The sequence below is a fragment of the Phaeobacter sp. 11ANDIMAR09 genome (genome assembly GCF_001294455.1).
Taxonomy (GTDB): domain Bacteria; phylum Pseudomonadota; class Alphaproteobacteria; order Rhodobacterales; family Rhodobacteraceae; genus Pseudophaeobacter.
The window spans coordinates 19,891-44,680 of sequence record NZ_LIKT01000021.1 but is presented as its reverse complement, the minus strand read 5'-3'; the positions used below and the strand labels follow the sequence as shown (position 1 = coordinate 44,680).

Below are 24,790 nucleotides of genomic sequence, written 5' to 3'. Positions count from 1 at the left end.
ACACGAGGGTTTCATGACGTTTTGATTATCTCTCCGCGCCTATAACACCGCTGTTACAAACACCCCTCAGATCATTAGCCAGCTGCCGGGATCCCCCCCGGCACGCGTCTTGACAGATTGACACAGAGAGCCCGCCATGGACCGCAAGCAAATCATCAATGACCCTGAGATCGGCAACAAGGCAGAAGCCTATGAGGCCTTTGACGATATCCCCACCAATCCCAATCTGGAGGCCACCATCGGCGACGTGATCAACGCCCGCTATGGTCGTCGTGACATGCTGCGCGGCATGCTGGGGGTCTCGGCAGCGGCAACGCTGTTTGGCACCTCCGCCCTGATCGCGCCCAACCGCGCCACTGCCGCGACGGCTAGCGACAGCCGCTATCGCTTTGACGAGCTGAGCTGGGGCAATGATGAGACCCACCACATCGCCAAGGGTTATGAGGCCGATGTGCTACTGCGTTGGGGCGATCCGATCACCGCCGAGGCCCCTGATTTTGACGTCATGAACCAAAGCGCCGAAGCGCAGTTGCAGCAGTTTGGGTATAACAACGACTATGTTGGCTTTACCCCTCTGAACGGCGACGGCACCCGTGGCCTGCTCTGTGTGAACCATGAATACACCAACGAAGAGGTCATGTTCCCGGGTCTGGGCCGCCAGGACAAGGCGGGTTTTGCCGATATGACCAAAGAGCTGGTCGATATTGAGATGGCTGCCCATGGCGGCACCGTGGTGGAAATCGCCAAGAGCACCGAGGGCAAATGGTCGGTGGTGCGCGATGGCAAGATGAACCGCCGCATCACCCCGCTGAACACCGAGATGACTCTCGACGGCCCTGCCGCCGGTCACGACCGGATGCAGACCAATGCCGATCCCAGCGGCCTGTCGGTCATCGGCACGCTCAACAACTGCGCTGGCGGCATGACCCCCTGGGGCACCTATCTGATGGCCGAAGAGAACTTCCACGGCTATTTTTGGACCGATGTGGTAAACAGCGACAGCAAGCCCGACATCTCGGCCCAGCGCGAAGCAAAATCCATGAAGCGCTATGGCGTGCCTGGCCGCTGGTACGCCTGGGGCAAGTTCTACGACCGGTTCAACATCGACAAGGAACCCAATGAGCCAAACCGATTTGGCTGGGTGGTCGAGGTCGACCCGCGCAATCCCGAGGCCAAGCCGATCAAACACACCGCGCTGGGGCGGTTCCGCCATGAAGGCTGCGAGACCACCATCTCTTCTGAGGGCAAGCTGGTTGTCTATATGGGCGATGACAATCGCTTTGATTATCAGTACAAATATGTCTCCAACGGATCTGTATCCCACATTGACGATGCCAATGGGAGCCTGCTGAGCGACGGCACGCTCTACGTGGCCCGCTTTGATGCCGATGGCAGCCTGCATTGGCTACCCTTGGTGCATGGCCAGGGGCCTTTGACGGCCGAGAACGGCTTTGCCAGCCAAGCGGATGTGCTGATTGACACCCGGTTGGCAGCAGATGCCCTGGGGGCCACCCCCATGGACCGCCCCGAGGATGCCCAACCGCGCGGCGACGGCACCGCCTATATCATGCTCACCAATAACTCCAAGCGCAAGGACGCGCAGGTCAACGCCGCAAACCCCCGCGCCAAATCCAATTTTGGCCATATCATCGAGATCAAGGAAGCCGCCGGCGATCACGCCGCCACGACGGGCACATGGTCCATTCTGGTGAAATGCGGGGACCCCGAGCTGGCAGAGGTCGGTGCTCAGTGGAACCCGGAAACCAGTGAAAACGGCTGGTTCGGCTCGCCGGACAACTGTGCCTTTGACGCCGACGGCCGCCTTTGGATCTCCACCGATCAGGGTAGCAAATGGGGCAAGACCGGAAAATCCGACGGGCTCTATGCGCTGGAAACCGAAGGGGAGTTGCGGGGGCATTCCAAGCTCTTCTTCCGTTGCCCCGTAGGAGGAGAACTTTGTGGTCCTTACTTCACAGCAGACAACGAGACCCTTTTCCTCGCGGTCCAGCACCCGGGCACCGATGGCACCAAGGCGCTCAAAGGGTTCGAGCGCGCTTCGACCTTTGAAGACCCAGCCACCCGCTGGCCCGATTTTGACCCAAAGATGCCGCCGCGCCCCTCGGTGGTGGTGGTGACCAAAACCGGGGGCGGTCGCATCGCCTCCTGACCTTTTCGTGCCTTGGGCCCAGGGCAAGCTCGCCCGTCCCAAGGACCCGTCGGAAATTGGTCGAGCCCGGGCCTCTCGCCCTGGGCTCGACCCCTTTCGCCCGCGCTGTTGCGCTACGGCCAAGTGTCACGGCAAAGTGAAGCCTCGCCAAGTGCATTTCTGCTAACCTTGCGTCAAATTTAACGAGTTGGCTTTTTTCATGCAGGTCCTGTCCCAAACAAATATCGTTCTTTTGCGATTGTTTCAGCCTCTGCGGCCCCTTGGGGCGCAGATCATGTTCTTGACGCGTGCCTTCGCCCTGTCCTTGGCTCTCTTGGGGCTATCACTTGCCCTGCCTCTGCAAGCCGCCGAACTGTCCAAGCGCGAAGGCTGGGTGGTTTTTGAAAGCCAGAAACCCTATGATCAGCTGTTGAAGGACCTCCGTTCTGCAGTCAAAGCGGAAGGGCTTGTTGTGGTTACCCAGGCAGGCCCCACCCAGGCCGCTGCCGCACGTGGCATCACCATTCCCGGCAACCGGGTCATTGGGGTGTTCAACAATGACTACGCTGTACAGGTTCTGGCCCTCTCTACCGCCGCAATGATCGAGGCCCCGATCCGCTTCTACGTCACCGAAGTCGACGCCGCGCATACCCACCTTGCCTATAAGCGGCCCAGCTTTGTCTTCGCGCCCTACCTCCAGGAAGGCGGCAGCCAGCTGGTGCGGATTTCCGCCGAGCTGGATCGCCGCTTTGCCGCCATTGCCGAGGCAGCATTGACTCCGTGATCCCGCGCGCCCTGGTGCGACCATTGCCCCGCGCTCCCAGGTCCAACGCACCTCATCGTCACAGCAGGTCACAGAGCTGTGATACGGCTTGCGCCTATCCCCATAACCCGCGAATTCTAGCCACTGGAAACAGTGGGATACGGAAGACATGACACAGACCCTTCGCGCCGCCGACGTTCTGGCTCGCCGCCTCTACGAGGCCGGCTGCCGTCACGCCTTTGGAATGCCGGGCGGCGAAGTGCTGACCTTGGTCGACGCGCTGGTCAAGGCAGGCATCAAGTTTCACCTGGCCAAGCATGAAAATGCAGCAGGCTTTATGGGTGAAGGGGTGCATCACAGCGATGGTGCCCCGGTGATCCTGGTGGCCACGCTTGGACCCGGCGCGCTCAACGGGGTCAATGTGGTGGCCAATGCCCATCAGGACCGGGTGCCGATGCTGGTGCTTACCGGCTGCGTCGATGCCGCCGAAGAGCAAAGCTACACCCATCAGGTGCTGGACCACCGCGCGGTGTTCTCCCCCATCACCAAGGCCACATTCCGGCTCGATGCAGAGGCCGCAGATCTGATCGCCGACAAGGCCGTCGCCATCGCAACGGAACCGAGAAACGGGCCGGTGCATATCGACGTACCGATCTCGGTGGCGGATGCCCCGGCCAGAGATCGCGGTCTGCGCCGCGCGCCTGCCGCGCTGACCCAGCCAGAGGATGCGACCCTGGCGCAGGCGCTTTCCTGGCTCAGCGAGGCCCAGCGCCCCTTGGCCATCATCGGTCTGGATGCCCTGCAGGAAGAGGCCGCCCCAGAGATCCAGTACTTCCTCGAACAACACCAGATCCACTTTGTTACCAGCTACAAGGCCAAGGGCCTGCTGGCGGAAACCCACCCGCTCTGCCTTGGCGCAGCGGGGCTGTCCCCGCTGGCGGACAAATCCCTGCTGCCCCTGGTGCAAAAGGCCGATCTGATCCTGTCCCTGGGCTATGACCCGATTGAGATGCGCCCCGGCTGGCGCAATGTCTGGGATCCGAGCCAGCAGCGCATGATCGACATCACCCCCGAGGCCAACACCCATTACATGCATCAGGCCAGCCTGGCGCTGGTCGCCTCGCTCAAGCCGACCCTGCAGGCGCTTGCCCCCTCGGCAGAACGGGTTGAACTGCCCAAATGGCCCTGCGGCAGACCTGAGCAGGTCCGGGCCGACCTGGCCCGTGCCTTCCCCACAACCGATGACTGGGGGCCGGCCGGAGTGATCGCCGAATGCCGCGCCAGCCTGCCGCCGGAAACCCTCGCCACCGCAGACAGCGGCGCGCATCGCATTCTGCTCAGCCAGATGTGGCCTTGCCACAGCCCGCGGGATCTCATCCAGTCGTCCGGCCTGTGCACCATGGGCTGTGCTGTGCCCATGGCAATTGGCCGCAAACTCGCCGAACCCGGCCGCCCGGTGGTGAGCTTTTCCGGGGATGCCGGCTTTTTGATGGTTGCAGGTGATCTGGCCACCGCCGCCGAGCTGAATGTGGCGCCGATCTTTGTGGTCTTTGCCGATGCCAGCCTCGCCCTCATCGAGCTCAAGCAACGCGGTCGCCAGATGGCCAATGCCGGAGTTGACCTGGGGCGCCATGACTTTGCAGCCATGGGCCGCGCCTTTGGCGGCAATGGGGTAACGGTACGTAACCGCACCCAGCTGAACAAAGCCCTGCAAGAGGCCTTGGCCTCTGACCGCTTCACTGTCATCTCTGCGGAAATCGAAGCCGGAGGATATGATGGCCGCATCTGATCACACAGACAGTACAAGCCCCAGGGGCTGGACCCCGGCCGACAGCCTCGGCCATGGCGCTCTCAAAGGTGTCAAGGTTCTGGATCTGTCGCGCATTCTGGCAGGCCCGACCTGCACCCAGTTGCTGGGCGACCTAGGCGCCACAGTGGTGAAAGTGGAAAACCCCAAGTCGGGCGGCGATGACACCCGCCAATGGGGTCCGCCCTATGTTGCCGATGCCGATGGGAACCGCTCGGATCTGTCGGCCTATTTCATGGCTGCCAACCGCAACAAACGCTCTATCGCGCTGGATATCGCCAGTCCCGAAGGCCAGGCTCAGATCCGCCGCTTGGCGGCTCAGGCCGATATTCTGGTGGAGAATTTCAAACCCGGCGGGCTGGCAAAATATGGCCTCGACTATGCCAGCCTGCGGGCGGAGTTCCCTCATCTGATCTATTGCTCGATCTCCGGCTATGGCCAGACCGGCCCCAACAGCTCCAAACCCGGCTATGATCTGATGGCCCAGGGCTATGGTGGCATCATGTCCCTGACTGGCGAGCCTCAGGGTCAGCCCGTGAAAGCAGGCGTTGGCATCGCTGATGTCATGTGCGGCATGTATGCAACCATCGGCATTCTCGCCGCGCTGCACCACAAGAGCCAGACTGACGAAGGCCAGCAGATTGATCTGGCGCTGGTGGATGCTCAGGTGGCCTGGCTGATCAACGAAGGAGTCGCCTATCTCAACACCAAACAGGTGCCGCAGCGCCGGGGCAATGAACACCCCAGCATCGTGCCCTATGGGCTTTATGAGACCTCGGATGCCCATGTGATCCTGGCAGTGGGCAATGACAGCCAGTTCCGCCGCTTCATGGAGTTTCTGGGATTGGAAGGCCTGGCAGAAGACCCCCGCTTTGCCAGCAACCCCGCCCGGCTGGAACATCGCGATGCCTTGAACGATATCCTGATCCCGGCGCTCAAACGCTTTACCATGGATGCAGTGATCGCAGGCATGGAGGCCCGCAAAGTGCCCGCAGGCCCGGTGCAGAGCCTGGATCGGGTATTTGCCAGTGATCAGGTGGCCGCGCGGGAGATGGCCATTGAAATGCAATCAGGTGTCGGCCCGGTGCAGCTCCTGGGCAACCCTCTGAATTTCTCGCGCACTCCCGTAACCTACCGCCATGCGCCGCCCCAATGCGGTGCCTCTACAACAGAGATTCTGCAGGCCGAAGATCCCTTTGCCGATAGCTGAGCAGCGCTGGTGGGGGGCATACCTCCGAGCTGCCCCGGCGAATGTTACAAAACGCCTCAAGCATCCGCTCCCTTGGCGGGTGCTTGCTTGCTTTTGCAGCCGCAAAGCCCAAAAGGCGCAGAAAACCGCCTGACATAGTGGTGAATTTCGGCCTTTGCCGCCTTTGGCCACACACATCCAATCACCAAAACGCGAGCAGCGTCGCGCCGACCTCCCCGCTGGTTTACTCTTTGAAGAACAGAGAATTTAAGACCATAGGCAGAGATTGGACTCCCAATGACGCAAGACAAGTTTGGACAAGACACCAGCCTCAGCTGTGCCACGACCCTCGCAAGCTGGGATGCGGCACAGATGGGGGTGCTGGCCCATGCCGCTGCCACCGCAGATCACCTGGGCGCTGTGCTCACGGCCGCGCCGGACTTTGCCCTGGCCCAGGCCATCAAGGGGCTCTCGGTTCTCATGCTGGGACGCTCTGAACTCCTGCCCATGGCCCAGGACGCCCTGAAAGCCGCCAGAGCAGGCTACAGTGCCGCCCTACCGCGCGAACGCAAATACGTCGACGCTCTTGAAGCCTGGTTGGCCGGGCGCCCGTCACGCGCAGTTGTGCTGATGGAACAGGTGTTGGACGTCGATCCCTGTGATGCGCTGGCCATGAAGCTCAGCCATGGGATTCGCTTTATCCTTGGCGATTGCACCGGGATGCGCGCCTCGGTCGAGCGCGTCATGCCAGCCTATGCCCCGGATCACGCAGCCCGCGGCTATTTGCTGGGCTGTCACGCCTTTGCGCTTGAAGAGACCGGATCCTATGAGAAGGCCGGCATCGCCGGGCGCCAGGCGCTGTGGATGGCCCCGGATGATGCCTGGGGCTTACATGCCGTGGCCCATGTGCACGAGATGATGGGCGATGCCGCCGCCGGATTGAACTGGCTGGAAGGGCGCGAAGCCGCCTGGTCCCATTGCAACAACTTTCGCTATCACGTCTGGTGGCACAAGGCGCTGATGCATTTGGATCTGGGTCAGGCCGATCAGGCCCTCACGCTCTATGATACCGAAGTCCGGAAGGATAAAACCGATGACTACCGCGATATCTCCAATGCCACCTCGCTGCTGATGCGGCTGGAGCTCGAAGGCGTCGCAGTGGGCAACCGCTGGGAAGAACTGTCGGAACTCTGCGCCAATCGCACCGAAGACGGCAGCCTGATCTTTGCCGATCTGCACTATCTGCTGGCCCTGTCCGGACGCAACCGCCAAGCCGAAACCAAACGCCTGGTCCGCCGCATTCACGCCGATGCCCAGAAACGTGACACCGAAGCCCAGGAGCGCATGGCAACACCGGGCTGTGATGCCGCCAATGGGCTAGAGGCCTTTGGCGAGGGGAATTACGCCCTGGCCTTTACCCACCTGTGTCGCGCCAGAGGCACCATGCAATTGGCCGGGGGCAGCCATGCACAACGCGATGTCTTTGAGCGCATGACAATTGATGCGGGGCTGCGGGCCGGAGAATTCGACGCGGTCGAGGTGATCCTGGATGATCGTCGTGCCAAACGCGCCGGCGGCGAAGATAACTATGCCCTGGCGCGGCGGACTTTGATCGCAGCCGGTCGCCAAGGGCTTGACGTTCACAGCATGCCAGCAGAATAAGCCGCAAACTCAATGGGGTGCGCATAGTGCCCTGCGCGAATGCGCCCAGTCATTTCAAGATAGATCTGTAAGGATAAACCACCCATGGCGGACGTTTCGCCCTTTCCATCCCCAAAACAAGATCCGGGGCCTGCGGCCAACCGGACGGTTTCTCCTGGTGATATGGACCACATCAAGACCACAGCTCCGCGGGTGCGTGATCCGCGGCTCGATTTTTACCGTGGCATCGCCATGTTTATCATTCTGGTGGCCCATATCCCCGGCAATCGCTGGACCGGCTGGATCCCGGCGCGCTTTGGCTTCTCGGATGCGACCGAGATCTTTGTCTTCTGCTCCGGCATGGCCTCGGCCATTGCCTTTGGCGGTTCTTACGCAAAACAGGGCTGGGCCCTGGGCTCGGCGCGGGTGGTGTTTCGCTGCTGGCAAGTCTTTTGGGCTCATATCGGCCTGTTCTTCTTTGTCGCCATGACCATGGCAGCGCTGGATACCTATGGTGCCTTTGACAAGACCTATATCAATTCGCTGAACTTGCAGCACTTTTTCAACAACCCCGCGCCCAATCTGGTGGGGCTGTTTACCCTCACCTATGTGCCGAACTATTTTGACATCCTGCCGATGTACCTGGTGGTACTGGCCTTGATGCCCCTGATGATGGGCGTTGAACGCATTGGTGTCTGGGCCGTGGCACTGACCTCGGCGTTGATTTGGCTTGCCGCTAACCCCTATCTGATCGGGCTGGGGCCCGATGGCGCCTCCCTCCCGGCTGAGCCCTGGTCGGAGCGCGAGTGGTTCTTTAACCCCTTTGGCTGGCAGCTTTTGTTCTTTACCGGCTTTGCCTTCATGAAGGGCTGGCTGCCCAAGCCGCCGGTCTCTGCCCTCCTGGGCCTCGCCGCTGCCGCCTTTCTGATCCTGTCGGCCCCCTTTGGCTCGTGGAAAGTCTTTCTCTGGGTTGATGCGGCCAATGGCGATCTGGGCGATATGATCCGCCCCTGGTGGAAGACCACTGCGCAGTGGCGCGAAAAGACAGATTTTGGCCTGTTGCGCTATGCCCATTTCCTGGCGCTGGCCTATCTGGGCTGGCTGATCGCCGGGACCGGCGGCAAGCGCCTGATCGCCTCGGGGCACTCTCTGGGCGCACGGGTCTGGGCGCGCCTGCTCAAGATCATCACCAAGGTCGGCCAGCAAAGCCTTGCGGTCTTTGTGTTTTCCATGGCCCTGGCGCGGCTCATTGGCTTTGCCCTGGACCAGACAGAGCGGGGCATTGCAATCACCGCCCTCGCCAATCTGGCAGGCTTTGCCCTGATCATCACCTGCGCCTATGCGGCGGGCTGGTTCAAATCCCACCCCTGGAGGGCGAAACGATGAATCGCCGCGCCTTCCTCACTGCTGCACTCTCCTCCACGATGCTCAGCAGCCTACCCGCCTTTGCAACGGATGCCGCAAAACCCGAGCCCTTTAGCCACGATCAAGTGGTGGCGCGCGCCCGTGCTTTGGCCGCCGAAGACTACGTCCCGCGTGAAGAAGTACCACAGGACTGGCTCGATCTTTCTTATGATCAGTACAAGGCCCATCGGTTCCGCACCAAAGATGCGATCTGGTCCAAGAGTGACAGCAGCTACAATGTCGATCTCTTCCTGCCGGGGCTGTATTTTCGCCATGCGGTACAGGTGAACACCGTGCAGGCGGGCATGACGCGGCCCTTTGGCTTTGACATGTCGCTGTTTGATCGTGGCGAGATTGCCCCAGAGCTCAGCACCACAGGCGCGCTTGGCTACAGCGGCTTGCGGCTGCGTACCCAGCTGGACCAGCCCGGCAAAAAGACCGAGTTCTGCGTCTTTCAGGGCGCCAGCTATTTCCGCGCCATCGGGGTGGGTCAAGCCTATGGTCTGTCTGCCCGCGGGTTGGCGCTGAAGACTGGCGATCCCATGGGCGAGGAGTTTCCCGATTTCATCGAGTTCTGGCTGGAGGCCCCCGGGGCTGAGCAACACAGCATGGTGGTCCATGCCCTGATGGATTCCCCATCGGTGACTGGGGCATATCGCTTTACCGTCACCCCCGGCACCCCCACGGTGATGGATGTCGAGGCGCGCCTGTTCCCGCGCGAGGATCTGGACCATGCCGGTCTGGCGCCACTCACCTCGATGTTCCTGTTTGACCGCACCAACCGCAATCGCTTTGATGATTTCCGCCCCAATGTGCACGACAGCGACGGGCTCCTGATGGCCAATGGCAACGGCGAGGTGCTGTGGCGCCCGCTGGCCAATCCGACGCATCTGCAGATTTCCTCTTTCATAGATGAAGCCCCCCGTGGCTTTGGTCTGATGCAGCGGTCGCGCGCTTTGCAGGATTTCGAAGACTTCGAGGCCCATTACCACCGCCGCCCTAGTCTCTGGGTGGAGCCCAAAGGCGATTGGGGCAAGGGCGCCGTGACCCTGGTCGAGATTCCTGCCGATAAAGAAATCTACGACAACATCGTTGCCTATTGGCGCCCCCGCGCGCCCATCCCGGCTGGGTCAGACTGGCCGATTTCCTATCGGCTGAGCTGGGGAGACGATCCCAAAATGGATCTGGCGCGGGTGATTGATACAGCAGCAGGCGCCAAGATCTTTGGCGATCCCGGCCGCCTGATAACCGTGGATTTCGAGGCCCACCCGCTGCTGGCCGGCGACCCGGAAGAGATCGAGGTGCATCTGTCCTCGCCCCATGTGGAGACCAGCGAGGGTGTCTTGCAGCGCAACCCCGCCACTGGCGGGCTGCGGCTGGCCTTCAGTTTTGTGCCCAATGCCGAAAACCATGTCGAGCTGCGCCTGCAGCTGCGCCGCGAGAGCCAGGCGGCCAGTGAAGTCTGGCTCTATCGGTGGACCGGATGACCGCAGCCTCCCAATCTCCACCTGCCCGCGCCATGGAGCCGCTGATGCCACCGCTGCAGCCGCTGGCGATGCCCGAGCAGGATTTCTCTGCGCCGTTTCACGATCACAATGCTCCCGCCTTTGAGCCGCCAAAACAGCTGGCTCTCTGGCGCTTCTTGGCCTTTTCCCCTGCCATGCTGGGCACCCTGGCCCTCACCTGGGTGATGCAGGGCTGGTTTGCCAAGGGCGGTTTCATGGCGCTGGAACTGGTCCTTCTGGCGCTGATTGCTTTCAATTTCTTCTGGATCTGCTTCTCGGTCTCCACCGTGGTTCTGGGGTTGTTTTCCTTGTCCAGACGCGACCGTACACGCCCGCAAGGCAAGCCTGCGCCGCTGCGGGTTGCTCTGCTGGTGCCCGTCTACAACGAGACCCCCTGGTATGTGCTGGGCAATGTGCAATCCATGTTGCAAGAGCTGCACCAACGCGGCGGCCAACACAGCTATGATATCTTCGTGCTCTCCGATACCCGGGATGCGGCACTAGCCGAGCAGGAACGTCTGAGCGTCCAAGCCCTGCGGGCCGACCTGCCTGCAGGCACCGGGCTCTATTATCGCCGCCGGGAACAGAACACCCATCGCAAGGTTGGCAATATCAGCGACTGGCTGCGCCGCTGGGGCGCGGGCTACGAAGCCATGCTGGTGCTGGATGCGGACAGTCTGATGACCGGGCGGGCCATTGCTCGGCTGGCCAATGCCCTGTCACGAGACCCCAGCGCCGGTCTCATTCAAAGCTTCCCGCAACTCATTGGTGCACAATCCGTTTTTGGCCGCATGCAGCAATTCGCCAATGGTGTCTACGGTCTGGCCCTGGCCGAGGGCCTGGCCCGCTGGACCGGCTATGAGGGCAACTACTGGGGCCATAATGCCATCATGCGCACACAGGCTTTTGCGGCCTGTGCCGGGCTGCCGCTGCTGCGCTCGCGCCTGACGGGGCGCGACAAGCTGATCATGAGCCATGATTTTGTCGAGGCAGGTCTGCTGCGCCGGGCGGGCTGGCGGGTGCGGTTTTTGCCACGGCTGGGGGGCTCTTACGAGGAAACGCCGCCGACTCTCATCGACCATATCCTGCGGGACCGACGCTGGTGCCAGGGCAATCTGCAGCACCTGAACCTGCTGGGAGCGCGCGGTTTCCGCACCATCTCGCGGTTTCACCTGCTGCATGGGGCTATTGGCTATCTGATGGCACCCATCTGGTTTGCCCTTCTGGTGATCTGGGCGCTGATTGGCCGGGGCGAGGAAAACTCCGTCATTCACTATTTCAGCGCCGCCAATCCGTCGCGCCCCTCCTGGCCGGATATGTCAGAACCCCGCCATGTGCTGGTGATCCTGCTGATCTACGCCATGCTGCTGGCGCCAAAGCTGCTGGCGGTTTTGGCTCTGGCGGTCTCCAATGGACAGCTCTCTGACTATGGCGGCCCGCGTCGCTTTGCGGCTTCCGTGCTGTCCGAGATCCTGCTGGCGGTGCTCTATGCGCCGATCCTCATGGTTCAGCAGATGATTGCGGTGTTTCGGACCCTCTTTGGCCTGCAGCGCGGCTGGTCTCCCCAGGCGCGGGCCGGCGGGCGCTATGGGCTCATGACCCTGCTCACCTGCCACGCGCTGGAAACACTTAGCGGCCTGGTGCTCTGGGGCGGGATAGCCAGCGGCATGGTCTCGCTCTGGCTGGTGCCCATCGCCCTGTCACTGGTGCTGGCGGTGCCGCTCTCGGCGCTCTCCGGGCGGCGCGCAGGCCACCAGGGCAAACCCGGCTGGATGGCCAGCCCCGTGGTCTTTGCCGAACCGGCAGTCACCCGGGCTGCCGGTGAATACCGCGCTCGGTTGAAACGCTACCTGGATATCGCAGGTCAGCACCCGGCGGAATAGAAGCTGCGCAAAAGCACAACCTGTCGTCATGGGCTTCCATTGCAATCAGGCGCAACCGCATCCGCTGCCCCCTGGGCGGCGGATGCGCGGCCCAAGGCTTTGCCACTCATCTGTGATGAGAGGGAAAGGCGCGGGAGCCCCCCTTTTTGCCGGTCTGTTCTGTTGGGACTATCCTGCCTTGGGCGGCAGCGCCTCAAACCAGTCCAGCAGCTGGTCCGACCACCAACGCGGCACCTGATGGCCGCCGGGAAACAGCAAAAACTCAATATCCGCACCAGCACCACAGTCCCAGCGCCGCCGCAGAACATCCCCCGCCCGCCAGCGTTGATCCGGCGCGTGGTCATCGCAGCCATTGGTATCGCGCCACAACTCCAGCCCGGCAAAGATATCGCCCTGCTGAAACTGCCCGCCGTTCAAGTAGCGCCCTTCCAAGGGCACCACGGAATCCATCCAGCCGTGGCTATGGAACAACCGGATCTCTCCGGCGCAATCCGCAGGTTGTGGCCGCCAGAATCCCCCGGCAATCGGCGCATAGCCGGCAAAGGCCGTTGGCGCTGCACAGGCCAGATAGTTGACCATAAAGCCTCCGGCGGAAAACCCGGCCAGGATCATGCTGTCACGGTCCAGATCAAAACGGACTGCCGCATCTGCGGCGACCTCCTGCAAAAAGGCGATCTCATCACGGCCCTGCCAGCCCGGAAAGAAAGTCCAGGATCGCGGACCGCCGCGCCGGGGCAAGGCATCCGGCGCAATCACCGCATAGCCCCGCGCGGTCAAGCCCTTGACCATAGCCTGATTGGCCAAAGATCCAGCCCCGGAGCCGCCATAGCCATGCAGAAACAAAACCGCCGGCCCAGGCTGCGCCGCTTCCGCCACCTCAGGCAGGACGATGTGATAGCTGCCCCCCGTGAGATTGCAGGCCTCCCCAGGCTCTGGACCACAGCCCGCTGCAGCAGCGCCCCCCCCCGCCAGCAGAGACAGCGAAGCCAGAGCCGCCAGCGCAGCCCCGGAGAGGGCTCGGCCTGCCAGACCGCGCCCTAGCCCTGCCATCGCGCCACGGGCAGGTTGCCCGCCAACCAGCCAGGACCGCTGGCCGAGCCCAGCATGCCTTCGGGGACATCAATGATTCTGCTATATCCTGCCTCGACCAGAGCCCGCGTCAACCGGGCCGAGCGGACCCCACGGGCACAGATCAGTGCAACAGGAGCCGTAAGATCCCCGGCAACGGCGGCATTCAGCGCCTGCAAGAAGTCTTGGCGCCGCATGTCTATTGCAACCGCCCCCACCGGCACCCCGGTCTGGCGCCATTCCCGTGGCGTTCTGATATCAATCAAGGTGATCTCCCCAGCCCCGGCCGCCGTAAAGGCCTCAACCGGTGTCAGACGCTGATGATCATGCGCCACAGGCTGACTGCGCCACCAATTGGTCATTCCCGCCGTGGTCAGCCCCAGCCCCCCAAAAGCCAACAGCAGCTGGCGCCGGGTCAGCCCTGCGGCGCGCTCTGCCGCGGGCTCGCCTCCCTCACTCTGGTTGTCTCGTGCCATTTTGCCCTGCAGCCCTGTGGTGATCCCAATCCCTGCTCTCGCGCGGTATTGCAAAAGCCCTGCACGCTCTTAGCAGTTTTTTCTGTGGCAATCAGCACCGGGTTTTTGTCGCCTCTTCAACTTCTCGTCAGAGCCGAGGCCGCGCCCGCAGCGCGGTTTTGCAAATCTGCCGTGAAGAAATCCGCTTTGGCGGTCAAAAACTTTACCAAACTGACTACAAAAACCGCTGCCTGAAACCTAGATGGCGGGCTGAACGGCGACAAAACCTCCTTCCTGAGCCAGTTACCGGGTCGCAGGGCTGGAACAGTTGCAAAAAATTGCCTAAGCCTTTGCCTAGTGCCTAAAGCCCAGCCAGGAGAACTGCACGTGTCCCTGTTTTTGATTGCGGCCCTGCCGTTTCTCGGAGCGGTGTTTCCCGCTCTGCTTATCCGCGCCGGACGCAATGCCTCGGCCTCTGCCGCAGGTTTGACCAGCTTTCTGGCCTTTGTTGGCCTGATGCTACACGCGCCAGCGATATTTCGCGGCGAGGTGATCCAAGTCGGGGTCGATTGGCTGCCCGCACTTGGCCTCAACGCCAATTTCTTCCTCGATGGGCTTGGCTTTCTCTTTGCCTCGATGATCCTCGGCATTGGGTTGCTGATCATTCTTTATGCGCGGTTCTACCTGTCGCGCGAAGATCCCATGGGGCAGTTCTATACCTATCTGCTGCTGTTTCAGGGGGCCATGGTTGGCATCGTTCTGTCCGACAACATTTTGCTTTTACTGGTTTTCTGGGAGCTCACCTCGCTTTCCTCCTTTTTGCTGATCGGCTATTGGAAGCACCTGCCCGAAGGCCGACAAGGCGCGCGCATGGCGCTGGCGGTGACCGGGTCGGGCGGCTTGGCGATGATTGGGGGAATGATGATCCTGGGCAATATCGCCGGGTCTTATGACCTGAGCGTGATCCTGCAAAACAAGGATCTGATCCAGGCCTCGCCGCTCTATCTGCCTGCGCTGATCCTGATCCTCCTGGGCTGTTTCACCAAGTCCGCCCAGTTCCCGTTTCACTTCTGGCTGCCCCATGCCATGGCGGCGCCAACGCCTGTCTCGGCCTATCTGCATTCGGCCACCATGGTAAAGGCAGGCCTGTTCCTGATGGCGCGGCTCTGGCCGGTGCTGGCGGGCACACCCGAATGGTTCTATATCGTCGCCACAACCGGACTGGTAACAATGACCCTGGGCGCGGTGATCGCCCTGTTCAAAGATGACCTCAAATCACTCTTGGCCTTTTCCACCGTCAGCCATCTGGGGCTGATCACCATGCTTTTGGGTTTTGGCACCAAGATCGCCGCCGTGACAGCGGTGTTTCACATCATCAACCACGCCACCTTTAAGGCGGCGCTGTTTATGTCGGCCGGCATTGTCGATCACGAGGCCCATACCCGCGACATCAAACGACTAGGAGGCCTGCGTCATCTGATGCCGGTGACGGCGACCATCGCCATCGTGGCCGCGCTCTCCATGGCGGGAGTCCCGCCCTTCAACGGTTTCCTTTCCAAGGAAATGATGCTGGAAGAGACCGTGCATACGCTCTGGGGCGGCTCACACTATGTGGTGCCCGGGCTGGCGCTGCTGGCCGCGCTGTTCTCGGCGGCCTATTCCTTCCGCTTTATCGGCCATGTCTTTCTGGGCCCCATCCGCAACGACTATCCGGCAAAGCCCCATGATCCGGGCTTTGGCATGTGGGCAGGCCCGGCCTTCTTGGTCACTCTGGTGGTTCTGATTGGACTGTTCTCAGCCAAACTGGCGGGCCCGCTGGTCGCCGTTGCTGCAGGGGCTGTGATCGGCGGCGCTGAGCTGCCCTACTATTCGCTGAAACTCTGGCATGGGTTGACCCCGGCGCTCTATATGTCCGGCGTGGCGGTTGTTGGCGGCCTGCTGCTGGTCAAGCTACACGCGCCGCTGATACGGGCCTGGAACGCCGCGCCCCGCCCAGAGGCCAAGCAAATCTTTGACGCCTTGATGCGCGGGCTGACCAAGCTATCGCAGCTCATCACCGACGGGCTGCACAACGGTGCCATCACCCGCTATGCCTTTGTGATGATGCTCTTTATCATCGGCATCAGCTATTACGCCTATGCCAGTGGCACCATCACGGCCCCCACCCGCGAGGTGCAGAGCGTCGGGCCGATTACCGTGATCGCCTGGTTCTGCCTGATCGTTGCCACTCTGGCTGTGGTCGCCAAGCACCGTCAACGACAGCTATCGCTGGTGCTGATCGGCGTGGTTGGCCTGGTGGTCTCGCTGGGCTTTAACTACCTTTCCGCCCCGGATCTGGCGCTGACGCAGCTCTCGGTCGAAGTGGTCACCATGGTGCTCTTGCTGCTGGCGCTGAACTTCATGCCCAAGGACAGCCCCATCGAGGCGCCCATGTGGGTGCGCCTGCGCGATGGCGGCATTGCGGTGGTCGGCGGCTTGGGAGCTGCGGCGCTGATCTATGCGCTGATGCTGCGGGACTTTGCCCTGCCCAGCATTTCCGAATTCCATCTGGCCAATTCCTATAAGGGCGGCGGCGGCACCAATGTGGTCAACGTGATCCTGGTGGACTTCAGGGGCTATGACACCTTTGGCGAGATCATCGTTCTGGGCATTGCAGCCCTGGTGATCTATGCCCTGACCGAGGCGGTTCTGGGCTCCCGGGTGCGGGCCTATCTGCTCAACCGCAAGCCCGATATGCCCCAGGATGGCGATGCGCACCCGATGATGATGGTTGTGGCCACCCGGGTGATGATGCCGCTGGCGCTGATGGTGGCGGCCTATATCTTCTTTCGGGGTCACAATCTGCCCGGCGGCGGCTTTATCGCAGGTCTGATCGCGGCCATCGCCCTGTTGATGCAATATATGGCCTCTGGCTTTAGCTGGGCCTCCGAGCGCCAGCGGATGTTCTATCACGGCACCATCGGCTCTGGCGTGCTGATTGCAGCCGCCACCGGACTGGGCTCCTGGTTCAGCGGCAGCCCCTTCCTGACCAGCGCTTTTGGCTACCTGCATTGGTCCCCCCTGGAGGAGTTCGAATGGGCCACGGCGGCGCTGTTTGATCTAGGTGTCTTCTTGGCCGTTGTCGGTGCGGTACTCCTGGCGCTGGAAAGTCTGGCGCGTTTTGCCTGGCAACCGGGCATGTCGAGCGAGCATGCCATGGATATCAACCCGGCCCGCGATGACGCGGCAGAGGCAGCTGAAGCGAAGGGCGAGGCATGAGCATGGGTTTCCTGAATATCGAATTCCTTGTGGCTTCAGCCGTTGGGCTGCTAACGGCGGCGGGGATCTATCTGATCCTGCGACGGCGCACCTTTCCGGTGATCCTCGGCCTGTCACTGCTGACCTATGGGGTGAACATTTTCCTATTTGCCACCGGCCGGTTGATGGTGGATGCACCCCCTATTTTGAACAAATACGCAGAAGTCCCCTATACCGATCCGCTGCCCCAGGCGCTGGTGTTGACCGCGATCGTGATCTCCTTTGGCATGACGGCCGTGGTGGTGATGATCGCCCTGGCCGCCTATCTGTCGGCCCGTGATGACAAGATTGATATGCCCCATCATCCCGAAGACGAAGGGGAAGACGCATGAACCATTTCCTGATTGCCCCGGTGGTTCTGCCCGCACTGGTGGCGCCTTTCATCATCATGGTGGTACGCCACCATATGGATCTGACGCGGATTTTCTCGCTGGCCAGCACCGTCTTGCTGGTGGCGATCTCGCTGGTGCTGGCGGCGCAGGCCTCCACTGGTGAGGTACAGGTCTATGAGCTGGGCAATTGGTCGGCGCCCTTTGGCATCGTGCTGGTGCTGGATCGCCTCTCGGCCCTGATGGTCCTACTGACCTCTGTGTTGGCGCTCATCATCAATCTCTATGTGATTGGCTCGGGCTGGGACAAACGCGGCGCCAATTTCCACGCGCTGTTTCAGTTTCAGCTGATGGGTATCATCGGCGCTTTCCTGACAGGAGACGCCTTTAACCTCTTTGTTTTCTTCGAAGTTCTTCTGATCGCCTCCTATGGGCTGATGATCCACTCGGGCGGCACCCGACGGTTTCAGGCAGGGGTGCAATATGTGGTCTACAACCTCCTGGGCTCAACCCTGTTTCTCTTTGCTCTTGGCACGCTCTATTCGGTGACGGGAACCCTGAACATGGCCGATCTGGCCGTACGGGTGGCGGAAATCCCGGCTGAGGACACCGCCCTGTTGCGCGTTGGTGCCGTGATGTTGCTCTTGGTCTTTGCCATCAAGGCCGCGGTCATTCCGCTGCATTTCTGGCTTCCGGCCTCTTATGCAAATGCACCGCTGCCCATTGCAGCACTGTTTGCCATCATGACCAAGGTCGGGGCCTATGCCATCCTGCGGATGTATACATTGGTCTTTGGCCCGGATGTCGCCAGCACCGAGGGGCTGGCAGGCGCCTGGCTGATGCCGGCCGCCCTGGTCACCCTGATGATCGGGGCTATTGGCGTGCTTGGCTCTTACCGTGTCGGCCGCCTGGTGGCCTTTGGTGCGATCACCTCGATGGGCACCCTGCTCACCGCCATCGCACTGTTCTCGCCCGAGGGCGTGGCGGCGGCGCTTTACTATACCCTGCATTCCACCCTGGCGGCGGCCTTTCTGTTTCTGGTCGCGGATCTGGTGTCCGAACGGCAGGGGATCGAGATCACCGCACAGCGCCTGATGCCGCAAAGCGGGTTGATCGCAGTGCTGTTTTTTACCGGCGCAATCGCCATGGCAGGTATGCCGCCGCTCTCTGGTTTCCTCGGCAAACTACTGGTGCTGGATGCGGCGCGTGACCATGATCTGGTCTGGTGGATCTGGGGCACGATCCTGATTGGCTCCTTGATCACCATCCTAGGCATGGCGCGGGCGGGTAGCCTCCTGTTCTGGAAGAGCCATAGCATCCGCGAAACGGACGGCCCACAGGAGACCCAGCCCTATGAGGAAGAGGCGAACGAGCAGGACGAGCTTCAGCAAAGACCGCGCCCTGCCGCCCTGCCCTTTGTCGCCTGTTTTGCCCTGTTGAGCGGCTTGATCCTGCTCACCGTCTTTGCTGGCCCGGCCAGCCATTACGCCGAGGCAACAGCCGCGCAGCTCTTTGCGCCTGAGATCTATATCAAAGCCGTGCTTGGAAAGGTCACCCCATGAGACTGTTCAGACGGCTGCTGCCGCATCCAATCCTGACACTGCTGCTGACACTAACCTGGGTGCTGTTGACCAGCACCTGGACGTTGAACTCCCTGGTCTTTGGCTTTTTGCTGGGGCTGCTGATCCCCTTTTTGACCCAGCCCTATTGGCCGCAGCAAATGCGGCTGAAAAATCCGCTGATGATCATCGAATACATCCTGATCGTGCTCTATGATATTGTGGTTGCCAATCTGGTGGTGGCGCGCATCGTGGTGTTCAAACCCAACGCCAAGCGCCAGCCGGCCTGGGTGGCCGTGCCGCTGGATTTGCTGACGCCCGAAGCCATCACCGTACTGGCCGGCACCATCACCATGACACCCGGAACCGTCTCGGCGGATGTCTCAGCAGAGGGGCATGCGCTCTTGGTGCATTGTCTGGATGCCCCCGACCCGAATGCGGTACGCGACGAGATCAAACAGCGTTACGAGCGCCGCCTGAAGGAGATCTTTGAATGATTATTACCTATGCCACGCTCTTTGCCTTTGTCTGCTTTGCCCTGGCCATCCTGATGAACCTGTGGAAGATCATCTCGGCCGCTGAAATCGCCGACCGCATCCTGGCATTGGATTCCATGTTCATCAACGCTCTGGCACTGATGGTGCTCTATGGCATTGCCCTGGGCAGCGAGATCTATTTCGAGGCCTCGCTGATCATCGCCATGCTCGGCTTTGTTTCCACCGTGGCCTATGCGCGCTTTATCCTGCGCGGCAATATTATCGAGTGATGAAAGGTATCTGGCATGTTCTTTGAATATCTGATCGCTGGTTTTCTGGTCATGGCCGGGCTCTTTGGCTTTGTCGGCTCCTTTGGACTTTTGAAGCTCAACGACCCGATGTCGCGGCTACATGCCCCGACCAAGGCAACCACCCTGGGTGTTGGCGGCGTCCTGCTGGCCTCGATGCTGCACGGGGTGGTGGTCGAGGGCCATCTGTCCCTGCATGAGTTGATGATCACCCTGTTTTTGTTTCTCACAGCGCCAGTCACAGCACTGTTTATTGCCAAGGTCCACATTCATCGGCATGAGACAAAGACCAGCCTGCCAAAGGCCGGCGAAGATGGCATTTGGGCCACCCACAATGTGACAGAGACCAAAGAAGCCCCGGCAGAGGATCAGCAGCAGGGCTGAGACAGCCCCGTCTGTCACTGCGCGCGTATTCAGATCGGCGCTCTAAGGCGCGCTTAGATCTCTTCACTTGTCCTGGCTCAAAGCGCAGGCGCTTCGCCCAGCCTAAAACAGGCCCCTGACTGAAAGATACAAAGGCAAAAGCCCCATGCACAGCGCTCCTCTTCCGGCAACCAAAGATGTGGTTCTGATTGGCGGCGGCCACGCCCACGCGCTCTTGTTGTTGAAATGGGGGATGCGGCCGCTGGCGGGCGCCCGGCTTACGGTGATCAATCCCGGTCCCACCGCCCCCTATTCCGGCATGTTGCCGGGCTTTGTCGCCGGGCATTACCAGCGAGATGATCTGGATATTGATCTGGTGAAACTGGCGCGATTTGCCGGGGCCCGGGTCATCCTCGGTGCGGCGACGGGACTGGACCCGCAGGCACATTTGATCTCTGTGCCCGGACGCCCGCCGATCGCCTATGATCTGGCCTCGTTGGATGTTGGCATCACTTCAGAGATGCCAGACCTGCCGGGGTTTGCTGCGCATGGGATACCTGCCAAACCCCTGGGGGCCTTTGCCCAGAGCTGGGATCAGTTTCGCCATGCCAGCGGCCCGGCCAATATCGCCGTCATCGGCGGCGGCGTTGCTGGGGCCGAGCTGGTCTTGGCCATGGCCCATGCCTTGGCGCAACGCGGCCGTTTGGGACAGGCCAGTTTGATCGACAGCGGCCCGGTATTGGGTCAGGCCAGCCCCGAGGTCGCCAAACGCCTGCGCCGCGCGTTCACTGAACTGCGGGTTTCTGTGGTGGAGAATACCGCAGTTGAGCGGGTCGCGCCCGACGCGGTTCATCTTGCGGATGGTCGCCTTGTCCTGTCGGATTTCACCACCGGGGCCGCCGGCGCCCGCCCACATGACTGGATTGCCGAGTGCGGGTTAGAGCTGCATCAGGGTTTTGTCACCGTGGACGAGACCCTGCAAAGCTCGGACCCGGATGTCTATGCGGTGGGCGACTGCGCCCATCTGGGGTTTTCCCCCCGCCCCAAGGCCGGGGTCTATGCCGTGCGTCAGGCGCCGATCCTCTATCACAACCTGCGCGCTCGGCTGACCCAGGACCCTTTGCGCCGCTACAAGCCACAAAGGGACTATCTGAAACTGATCTCGCTGGGCCGCAAGGAAGCCCTGGGTGATCGCTTTGGTCTGCAATTCTCTGGGCCACTGGTCTGGGGCTGGAAAGACCGGATCGACCAAAACTTTATGGAACAGTTCCGCCGTTTGCCTGCGATGGATGCGGCCAAGCTGCCCGCCGAACACACCCATGATCTGCCGCAGGTGTTGGGGGAAAAGCCGATGTGCGGTGGCTGTGGCGCCAAGACCGGACGCGGGGCTTTGCGCGCCTCCCTTGGGGCCCTAGCCCCAGCCCAGCGCCCCGACGTTACGCCTCTGCCCGGCGACGATGCTGCCCTGGTGCAAATAGGGGCCGCCCGGCAGGTGATCTCGACCGATCATCTGCGTGCCTTTGTGCAGGATCCGGTGATGATGGCCCGGATCGCTGCCCTGCATGCTCTGGGGGACATCTGGGCCATGGGGGCCGAACCGCAGGTGGCCACGGCAAACCTGATCCTGCCGCGCCTATCGCCAGCGCTGCAAGAGCGCACGCTGAGCGAAATCATGGCCGCCGCCGGAGCGGTCTTCCAGCAGGCGGGCGCTGATATCGTCGGCGGCCATACCTCTGTGGGGGATGAGCTGTCTATTGGCTTTACCGTCACCGGGCTCTGCCCTGACGCGCCAGTAACCCTGGCGGGAGCGCAGCCGGGGGATGTGCTGATCTTGACCAAACCTATTGGTTCCGGCGTCATCATGGCAGCGGACATGTCTGGTGAAGCCCGTGGCGAATGGGTGGCTGCAGCACTGACCCTGATGTGCCAGCCCCAGGGGGAGGCCGCGCGCATTCTATCTGGCGCCCATGCGATGACCGATGTCACCGGCTTTGGTCTGGCCGGGCACCTGCTGGGGATATGCGAGGCCTCCGGGCTGGCCGCCAGGCTTGAGCTCTCGCAGGTGCCAGTGATGCAGGGCGCCGCCGAGCTGAGCGGCGGCGGCATCCGCTCGTCCTTGTTTGCGGAAAACCGCGCCATTGCGCCGGAACTGCCCGGTGGCGCAAAGGCGGATCTGCTGTTTGACCCACAAACCGCTGGCGGTTTGCTGGCCGCTGTCAGCGCCGATGCGGCGGATGCCCTGCTGGCGCAGCTCAGATCCGCCGGCTATCCGGCTGCCAAGATCGGCAGCCTCGCGGCTGGTGCCCCGGGCCTGACGCTGGCCTAGCAGTCCGGGGCTTACTGGCTTTGCATGTGCTCACAGATCTGCTGTGCTGCCTGCTCTAGATCAACCTCTGTCATCTGACCCAGATCCACATCAGTAATTGTGCCCGCGCCGTTGATCTTGCGGGATTTGCGGTACGACGGATCATAGTGATCCTGCATCAAGGCAAGCGTCAGCGCCGGTTTGTCGCCTGTTGCGATCAGATCAAACCAGTGATCAATCACCGCGTTAGGGCGATGACCGCGCAGGCAGTCCAGCTTCTCGCGCAGCATCTCGCCATCTGACAGGATATCGTCATAGGCTTGGGTCAGATAGCGGCAGCGCGCCTCTACCGGGGCCTGCACCTCGATCCGGGGGGCCTGTTTCATTGCCCGCCACAGGCTCGGGGGGATAATGCGCGCGCCCACCTTGCTCGATTCGGCCTCGACCAGAACCGGGCGGGCCGGGTCCATCTGCAACAGCTGCTGCGCCAGCGCGCTCTCGAAGCCCTTTTGGCTGGGCTGCGGCTGCGCCATCCCCCCCAGCAAAGAGCCCCGGTGATTGGCCAGCCCCTCCAGATCCAGCACCTGCCCGCCCAAGGCGCGCACCCGCTGCAACAGCGCGGTCTTGGCGCTGCCGGTATAGCCATCCAGCGCGATCAGGCGAAACGGCAGACTTTGATCATAGAGATAACCATAGACCAAACGGCGATAGCTTTGATACCCGCCCTCAATCAGACCTGCACGCCAGCCGATCTGTTGCAGCATCCAGGAAAAGCTGCCCGAGCGTTGGCCGCCGCGCCAGCAATAGACCAATGGGCGCCAGCCGCCGTCATGATGGCTGAGGCTGGTCTCGATATTGTTGGCGGCATTGCGAAACACCAGAGCCGCGCCCAGTTTGCGCGCTTTAAAAGGGCTGTCCTGTACATAAATGGTGCCGACCTCAGCCCGCTCTTCGTTGCTCAGCACCGGTAGGTTGATGGCACCGGGAATATGGTCTTCGGCAAATTCAGCGGGGCTGCGCACATCAATGACCGTGTCATAGCCATGGGCCATCATGTCTTGCAGAGTTTCATAGCGATTGGGCATGGTTTTGACTTACCCCGCGCCGAGCCCGAATAAAAGATGCATTTGCCGCGATCCCTGCAGCCAGGCTGCGAGGCTGCCAAATCACAGCAGGCGTGGTTCTGCTCTGCCTGTGTCCTCATCACGCGACAGTGTCTCGGCGCTCTGATCCGCTGCGGGAACATCCCCCGCCTCAAAGAAAGGCTCGATCAGCTCCGGTCCTGAGGCACGGTTGCTGTTCACCTCTGGCGCCACCCGGTGAAAGGACAGCTTGCCCTCCACGCCCGGCTGCATCAGGCTGGCCGCTCCCCGACCCGCCTCCCCCAACCAGAGCGGCCAGTCCTGCGGCTCCAGAACCAGAGGCATCCGGTGATGGATCACCCCCAGGCTCTGATTGGCTGCTGTCGTGACAATGGCGCAGGTCTTTTGCGACTCCTGGCGCCCCCAGCTTTGCCAGATCCCGGCAACGGCCAGCGGTGTGTCATCAGTGGCATGGATGTACCAGGGCAAACGATTGCCCTGCGCATCCTTGGTCCATTCATAAAACCCAGTGGCCGGGATCAGGCAGCGACGCTGGCGGCAGGCCTCGGCAAAGGCTGGTTTTTGCGCCAGGGTTTCAGCGCGGGCATTGATCAGGAGCGGCCCCGATGTCTCGCTGTCATACCAATGCGGCAAGAACCCCCAGCGCATCGACACCAGATGGCGCGCGCCCTCGGCGGCGGTCACCACATGCACCGGGTTGGTGGGGCAGATATTATAATTGGGCAGACCCGGCAGATTATTGGCAGGGCTGGCGGCAAAGAGCTGCGCCATGGCGTCATCCGGCCGCGTCAGGGAAAAACGTCCACACATGGCTGCAGGCTAGCGCCTCCCTGCCCTGCGGGCCAGCCCATTGGGCCAGGCTGGCGGGATCATTTCTTGTAGTCCTGACGGGCGAGTTCGATACGAACCTCCATCATCGACATTTCTCGCAGAATGTCCTTTCGGCGGGTACGATCGCTGGTTTCTTGCAGCTCGGACCGCAGATGCGCCAGCTCACGGGCCAGCGCCACAAATTCAGGCACCGCTCCTGCGTCCCGCAGCATCCGGTGAAACACTGTACCCTCCGGGTCTTCGATCTGGGGCAAAGGCGCGCCTGCACCTCGCAGATTGTCAAAGTCACCCTCTTCCTGAGCGGCTTTGATGCGGGCATTGATAAGAGCTTCCAGCGGGTGATCCATGCCCCAAGCCT

General features: G+C 61.7%; 20 protein-coding genes. 15 read left to right on the top strand and 5 right to left on the bottom strand.

The annotated features are described in order from the left end of the window. Positions 1-136 precede the first annotated feature (136 nt). The 8 genes from AN476_RS16440 to mdoH all read left to right on the top strand — a co-directional run bounded on the left by AN476_RS16440 (position 137) and on the right by mdoH (position 12,338). On the top strand, positions 137-2,167 hold the full coding sequence (locus AN476_RS16440) for a PhoX family phosphatase (RefSeq protein WP_054462686.1): 2,031 nt from the start codon (positions 137-139) through the stop codon (positions 2,165-2,167). A gap of 274 nt (positions 2,168-2,441) precedes the next feature. Beyond that, on the top strand, positions 2,442-2,930 hold the full coding sequence (locus AN476_RS16435; RefSeq protein ID WP_054462735.1) for a DUF302 domain-containing protein: 489 nt from the start codon (positions 2,442-2,444) through the stop codon (positions 2,928-2,930). A gap of 148 nt (positions 2,931-3,078) precedes the next feature. Next, complete coding sequence (locus tag AN476_RS16430) at positions 3,079-4,698, top strand: thiamine pyrophosphate-binding protein (protein WP_054462685.1); 1,620 nt, start codon at positions 3,079-3,081, stop codon at positions 4,696-4,698. Beyond that, positions 4,685-5,926, top strand: coding sequence for a CaiB/BaiF CoA-transferase family protein (locus AN476_RS16425; protein WP_054462734.1), 1,242 nt, complete (start codon positions 4,685-4,687; stop codon positions 5,924-5,926). Before AN476_RS16430 ends, AN476_RS16425 begins: the two co-directional genes overlap by 14 nt. A 276-nt stretch (positions 5,927-6,202) precedes the next feature. Further along, positions 6,203-7,567 (top strand): tetratricopeptide repeat protein, encoded by a 1,365-nt coding sequence (locus tag AN476_RS16420; RefSeq protein WP_054462684.1) that lies wholly within the window; start codon positions 6,203-6,205, stop codon positions 7,565-7,567. A gap of 84 nt (positions 7,568-7,651) precedes the next feature. Continuing rightward, complete coding sequence (locus AN476_RS16415) at positions 7,652-8,932, top strand: OpgC family protein (RefSeq protein WP_054462683.1); 1,281 nt, start codon at positions 7,652-7,654, stop codon at positions 8,930-8,932. After that, positions 8,929-10,437 (top strand): glucan biosynthesis protein, encoded by a 1,509-nt coding sequence (locus AN476_RS16410; RefSeq protein ID WP_054462682.1) that lies wholly within the window; start codon positions 8,929-8,931, stop codon positions 10,435-10,437. Before AN476_RS16415 ends, AN476_RS16410 begins: the two co-directional genes overlap by 4 nt. Next, positions 10,434-12,338: a glucans biosynthesis glucosyltransferase MdoH gene (gene mdoH / locus AN476_RS16405; RefSeq protein ID WP_256363956.1), complete on the top strand. Its 1,905-nt coding sequence runs from the start codon at positions 10,434-10,436 to the stop codon at positions 12,336-12,338. Before AN476_RS16410 ends, mdoH begins: the two co-directional genes overlap by 4 nt. Positions 12,339-12,506: 168 nt before the next feature. Here mdoH and AN476_RS16400 read toward each other — a convergent pair whose 3' ends face one another. Next, on the bottom strand, positions 12,507-13,388 hold the full coding sequence (locus tag AN476_RS16400; protein ID WP_054462681.1) for a PHB depolymerase family esterase: 882 nt from the start codon (positions 13,386-13,388) through the stop codon (positions 12,507-12,509). Further along, entirely contained in the window at positions 13,376-13,882 is a 507-nt protein-coding gene (locus tag AN476_RS16395; protein WP_054462680.1) for a rhodanese-like domain-containing protein, read from the bottom strand. The genes AN476_RS16400 and AN476_RS16395 overlap by 13 nt, the downstream gene beginning before the upstream one ends. 366 nt (positions 13,883-14,248) lie before the next feature. On the opposite strand from AN476_RS16395, the gene AN476_RS16390 reads away from it, so the two are divergent. The 7 genes from AN476_RS16390 to selD all read left to right on the top strand — a co-directional run bounded on the left by AN476_RS16390 (position 14,249) and on the right by selD (position 22,519). Beyond that, on the top strand, positions 14,249-17,119 hold the full coding sequence (locus AN476_RS16390; protein WP_054462679.1) for a monovalent cation/H+ antiporter subunit A: 2,871 nt from the start codon (positions 14,249-14,251) through the stop codon (positions 17,117-17,119). A gap of 17 nt (positions 17,120-17,136) precedes the next feature. After that, positions 17,137-17,490, top strand: a complete 354-nt coding sequence (locus AN476_RS16385; protein WP_054462732.1) for a Na+/H+ antiporter subunit C — start codon at positions 17,137-17,139, stop codon at positions 17,488-17,490. Further along, entirely contained in the window at positions 17,487-19,049 is a 1,563-nt protein-coding gene (locus AN476_RS16380; protein ID WP_054462678.1) for a monovalent cation/H+ antiporter subunit D, read from the top strand. Before AN476_RS16385 ends, AN476_RS16380 begins: the two co-directional genes overlap by 4 nt. Beyond that, entirely contained in the window at positions 19,046-19,543 is a 498-nt protein-coding gene (locus tag AN476_RS16375) for a Na+/H+ antiporter subunit E (protein ID WP_054462677.1), read from the top strand. The genes AN476_RS16380 and AN476_RS16375 overlap by 4 nt, the downstream gene beginning before the upstream one ends. Continuing rightward, the gene (locus tag AN476_RS16370) at positions 19,540-19,812 is read left to right on the top strand and encodes a K+/H+ antiporter subunit F (RefSeq protein WP_157063783.1); all 273 of its coding nucleotides are present in this window, start codon (positions 19,540-19,542) and stop codon (positions 19,810-19,812) included. Before AN476_RS16375 ends, AN476_RS16370 begins: the two co-directional genes overlap by 4 nt. A 15-nt stretch (positions 19,813-19,827) precedes the next feature. Continuing rightward, on the top strand, positions 19,828-20,214 hold the full coding sequence (locus AN476_RS16365; protein ID WP_054462676.1) for a Na+/H+ antiporter subunit G: 387 nt from the start codon (positions 19,828-19,830) through the stop codon (positions 20,212-20,214). A gap of 145 nt (positions 20,215-20,359) precedes the next feature. Then, positions 20,360-22,519: a selenide, water dikinase SelD gene (selD, locus tag AN476_RS16360; protein ID WP_054462675.1), complete on the top strand. Its 2,160-nt coding sequence runs from the start codon at positions 20,360-20,362 to the stop codon at positions 22,517-22,519. 11 nt (positions 22,520-22,530) lie between these two features. Here selD and mnmH read toward each other — a convergent pair whose 3' ends face one another. The 3 genes from mnmH to AN476_RS16345 form a co-directional block, all read right to left on the bottom strand. Then, positions 22,531-23,583, bottom strand: coding sequence for a tRNA 2-selenouridine(34) synthase MnmH (mnmH, locus tag AN476_RS16355; protein WP_054462674.1), 1,053 nt, complete (start codon positions 23,581-23,583; stop codon positions 22,531-22,533). A gap of 81 nt (positions 23,584-23,664) precedes the next feature. After that, a complete protein-coding gene (locus AN476_RS16350) occupies positions 23,665-24,411 on the bottom strand; it encodes an SOS response-associated peptidase (protein ID WP_054462673.1) in 747 nt (248 codons plus the stop codon). A gap of 59 nt (positions 24,412-24,470) precedes the next feature. Continuing rightward, the gene (locus AN476_RS16345; RefSeq protein WP_054462672.1) at positions 24,471-24,779 is read right to left on the bottom strand and encodes a DUF1992 domain-containing protein; all 309 of its coding nucleotides are present in this window, start codon (positions 24,777-24,779) and stop codon (positions 24,471-24,473) included. Positions 24,780-24,790: the final 11 nt, after the last annotated feature.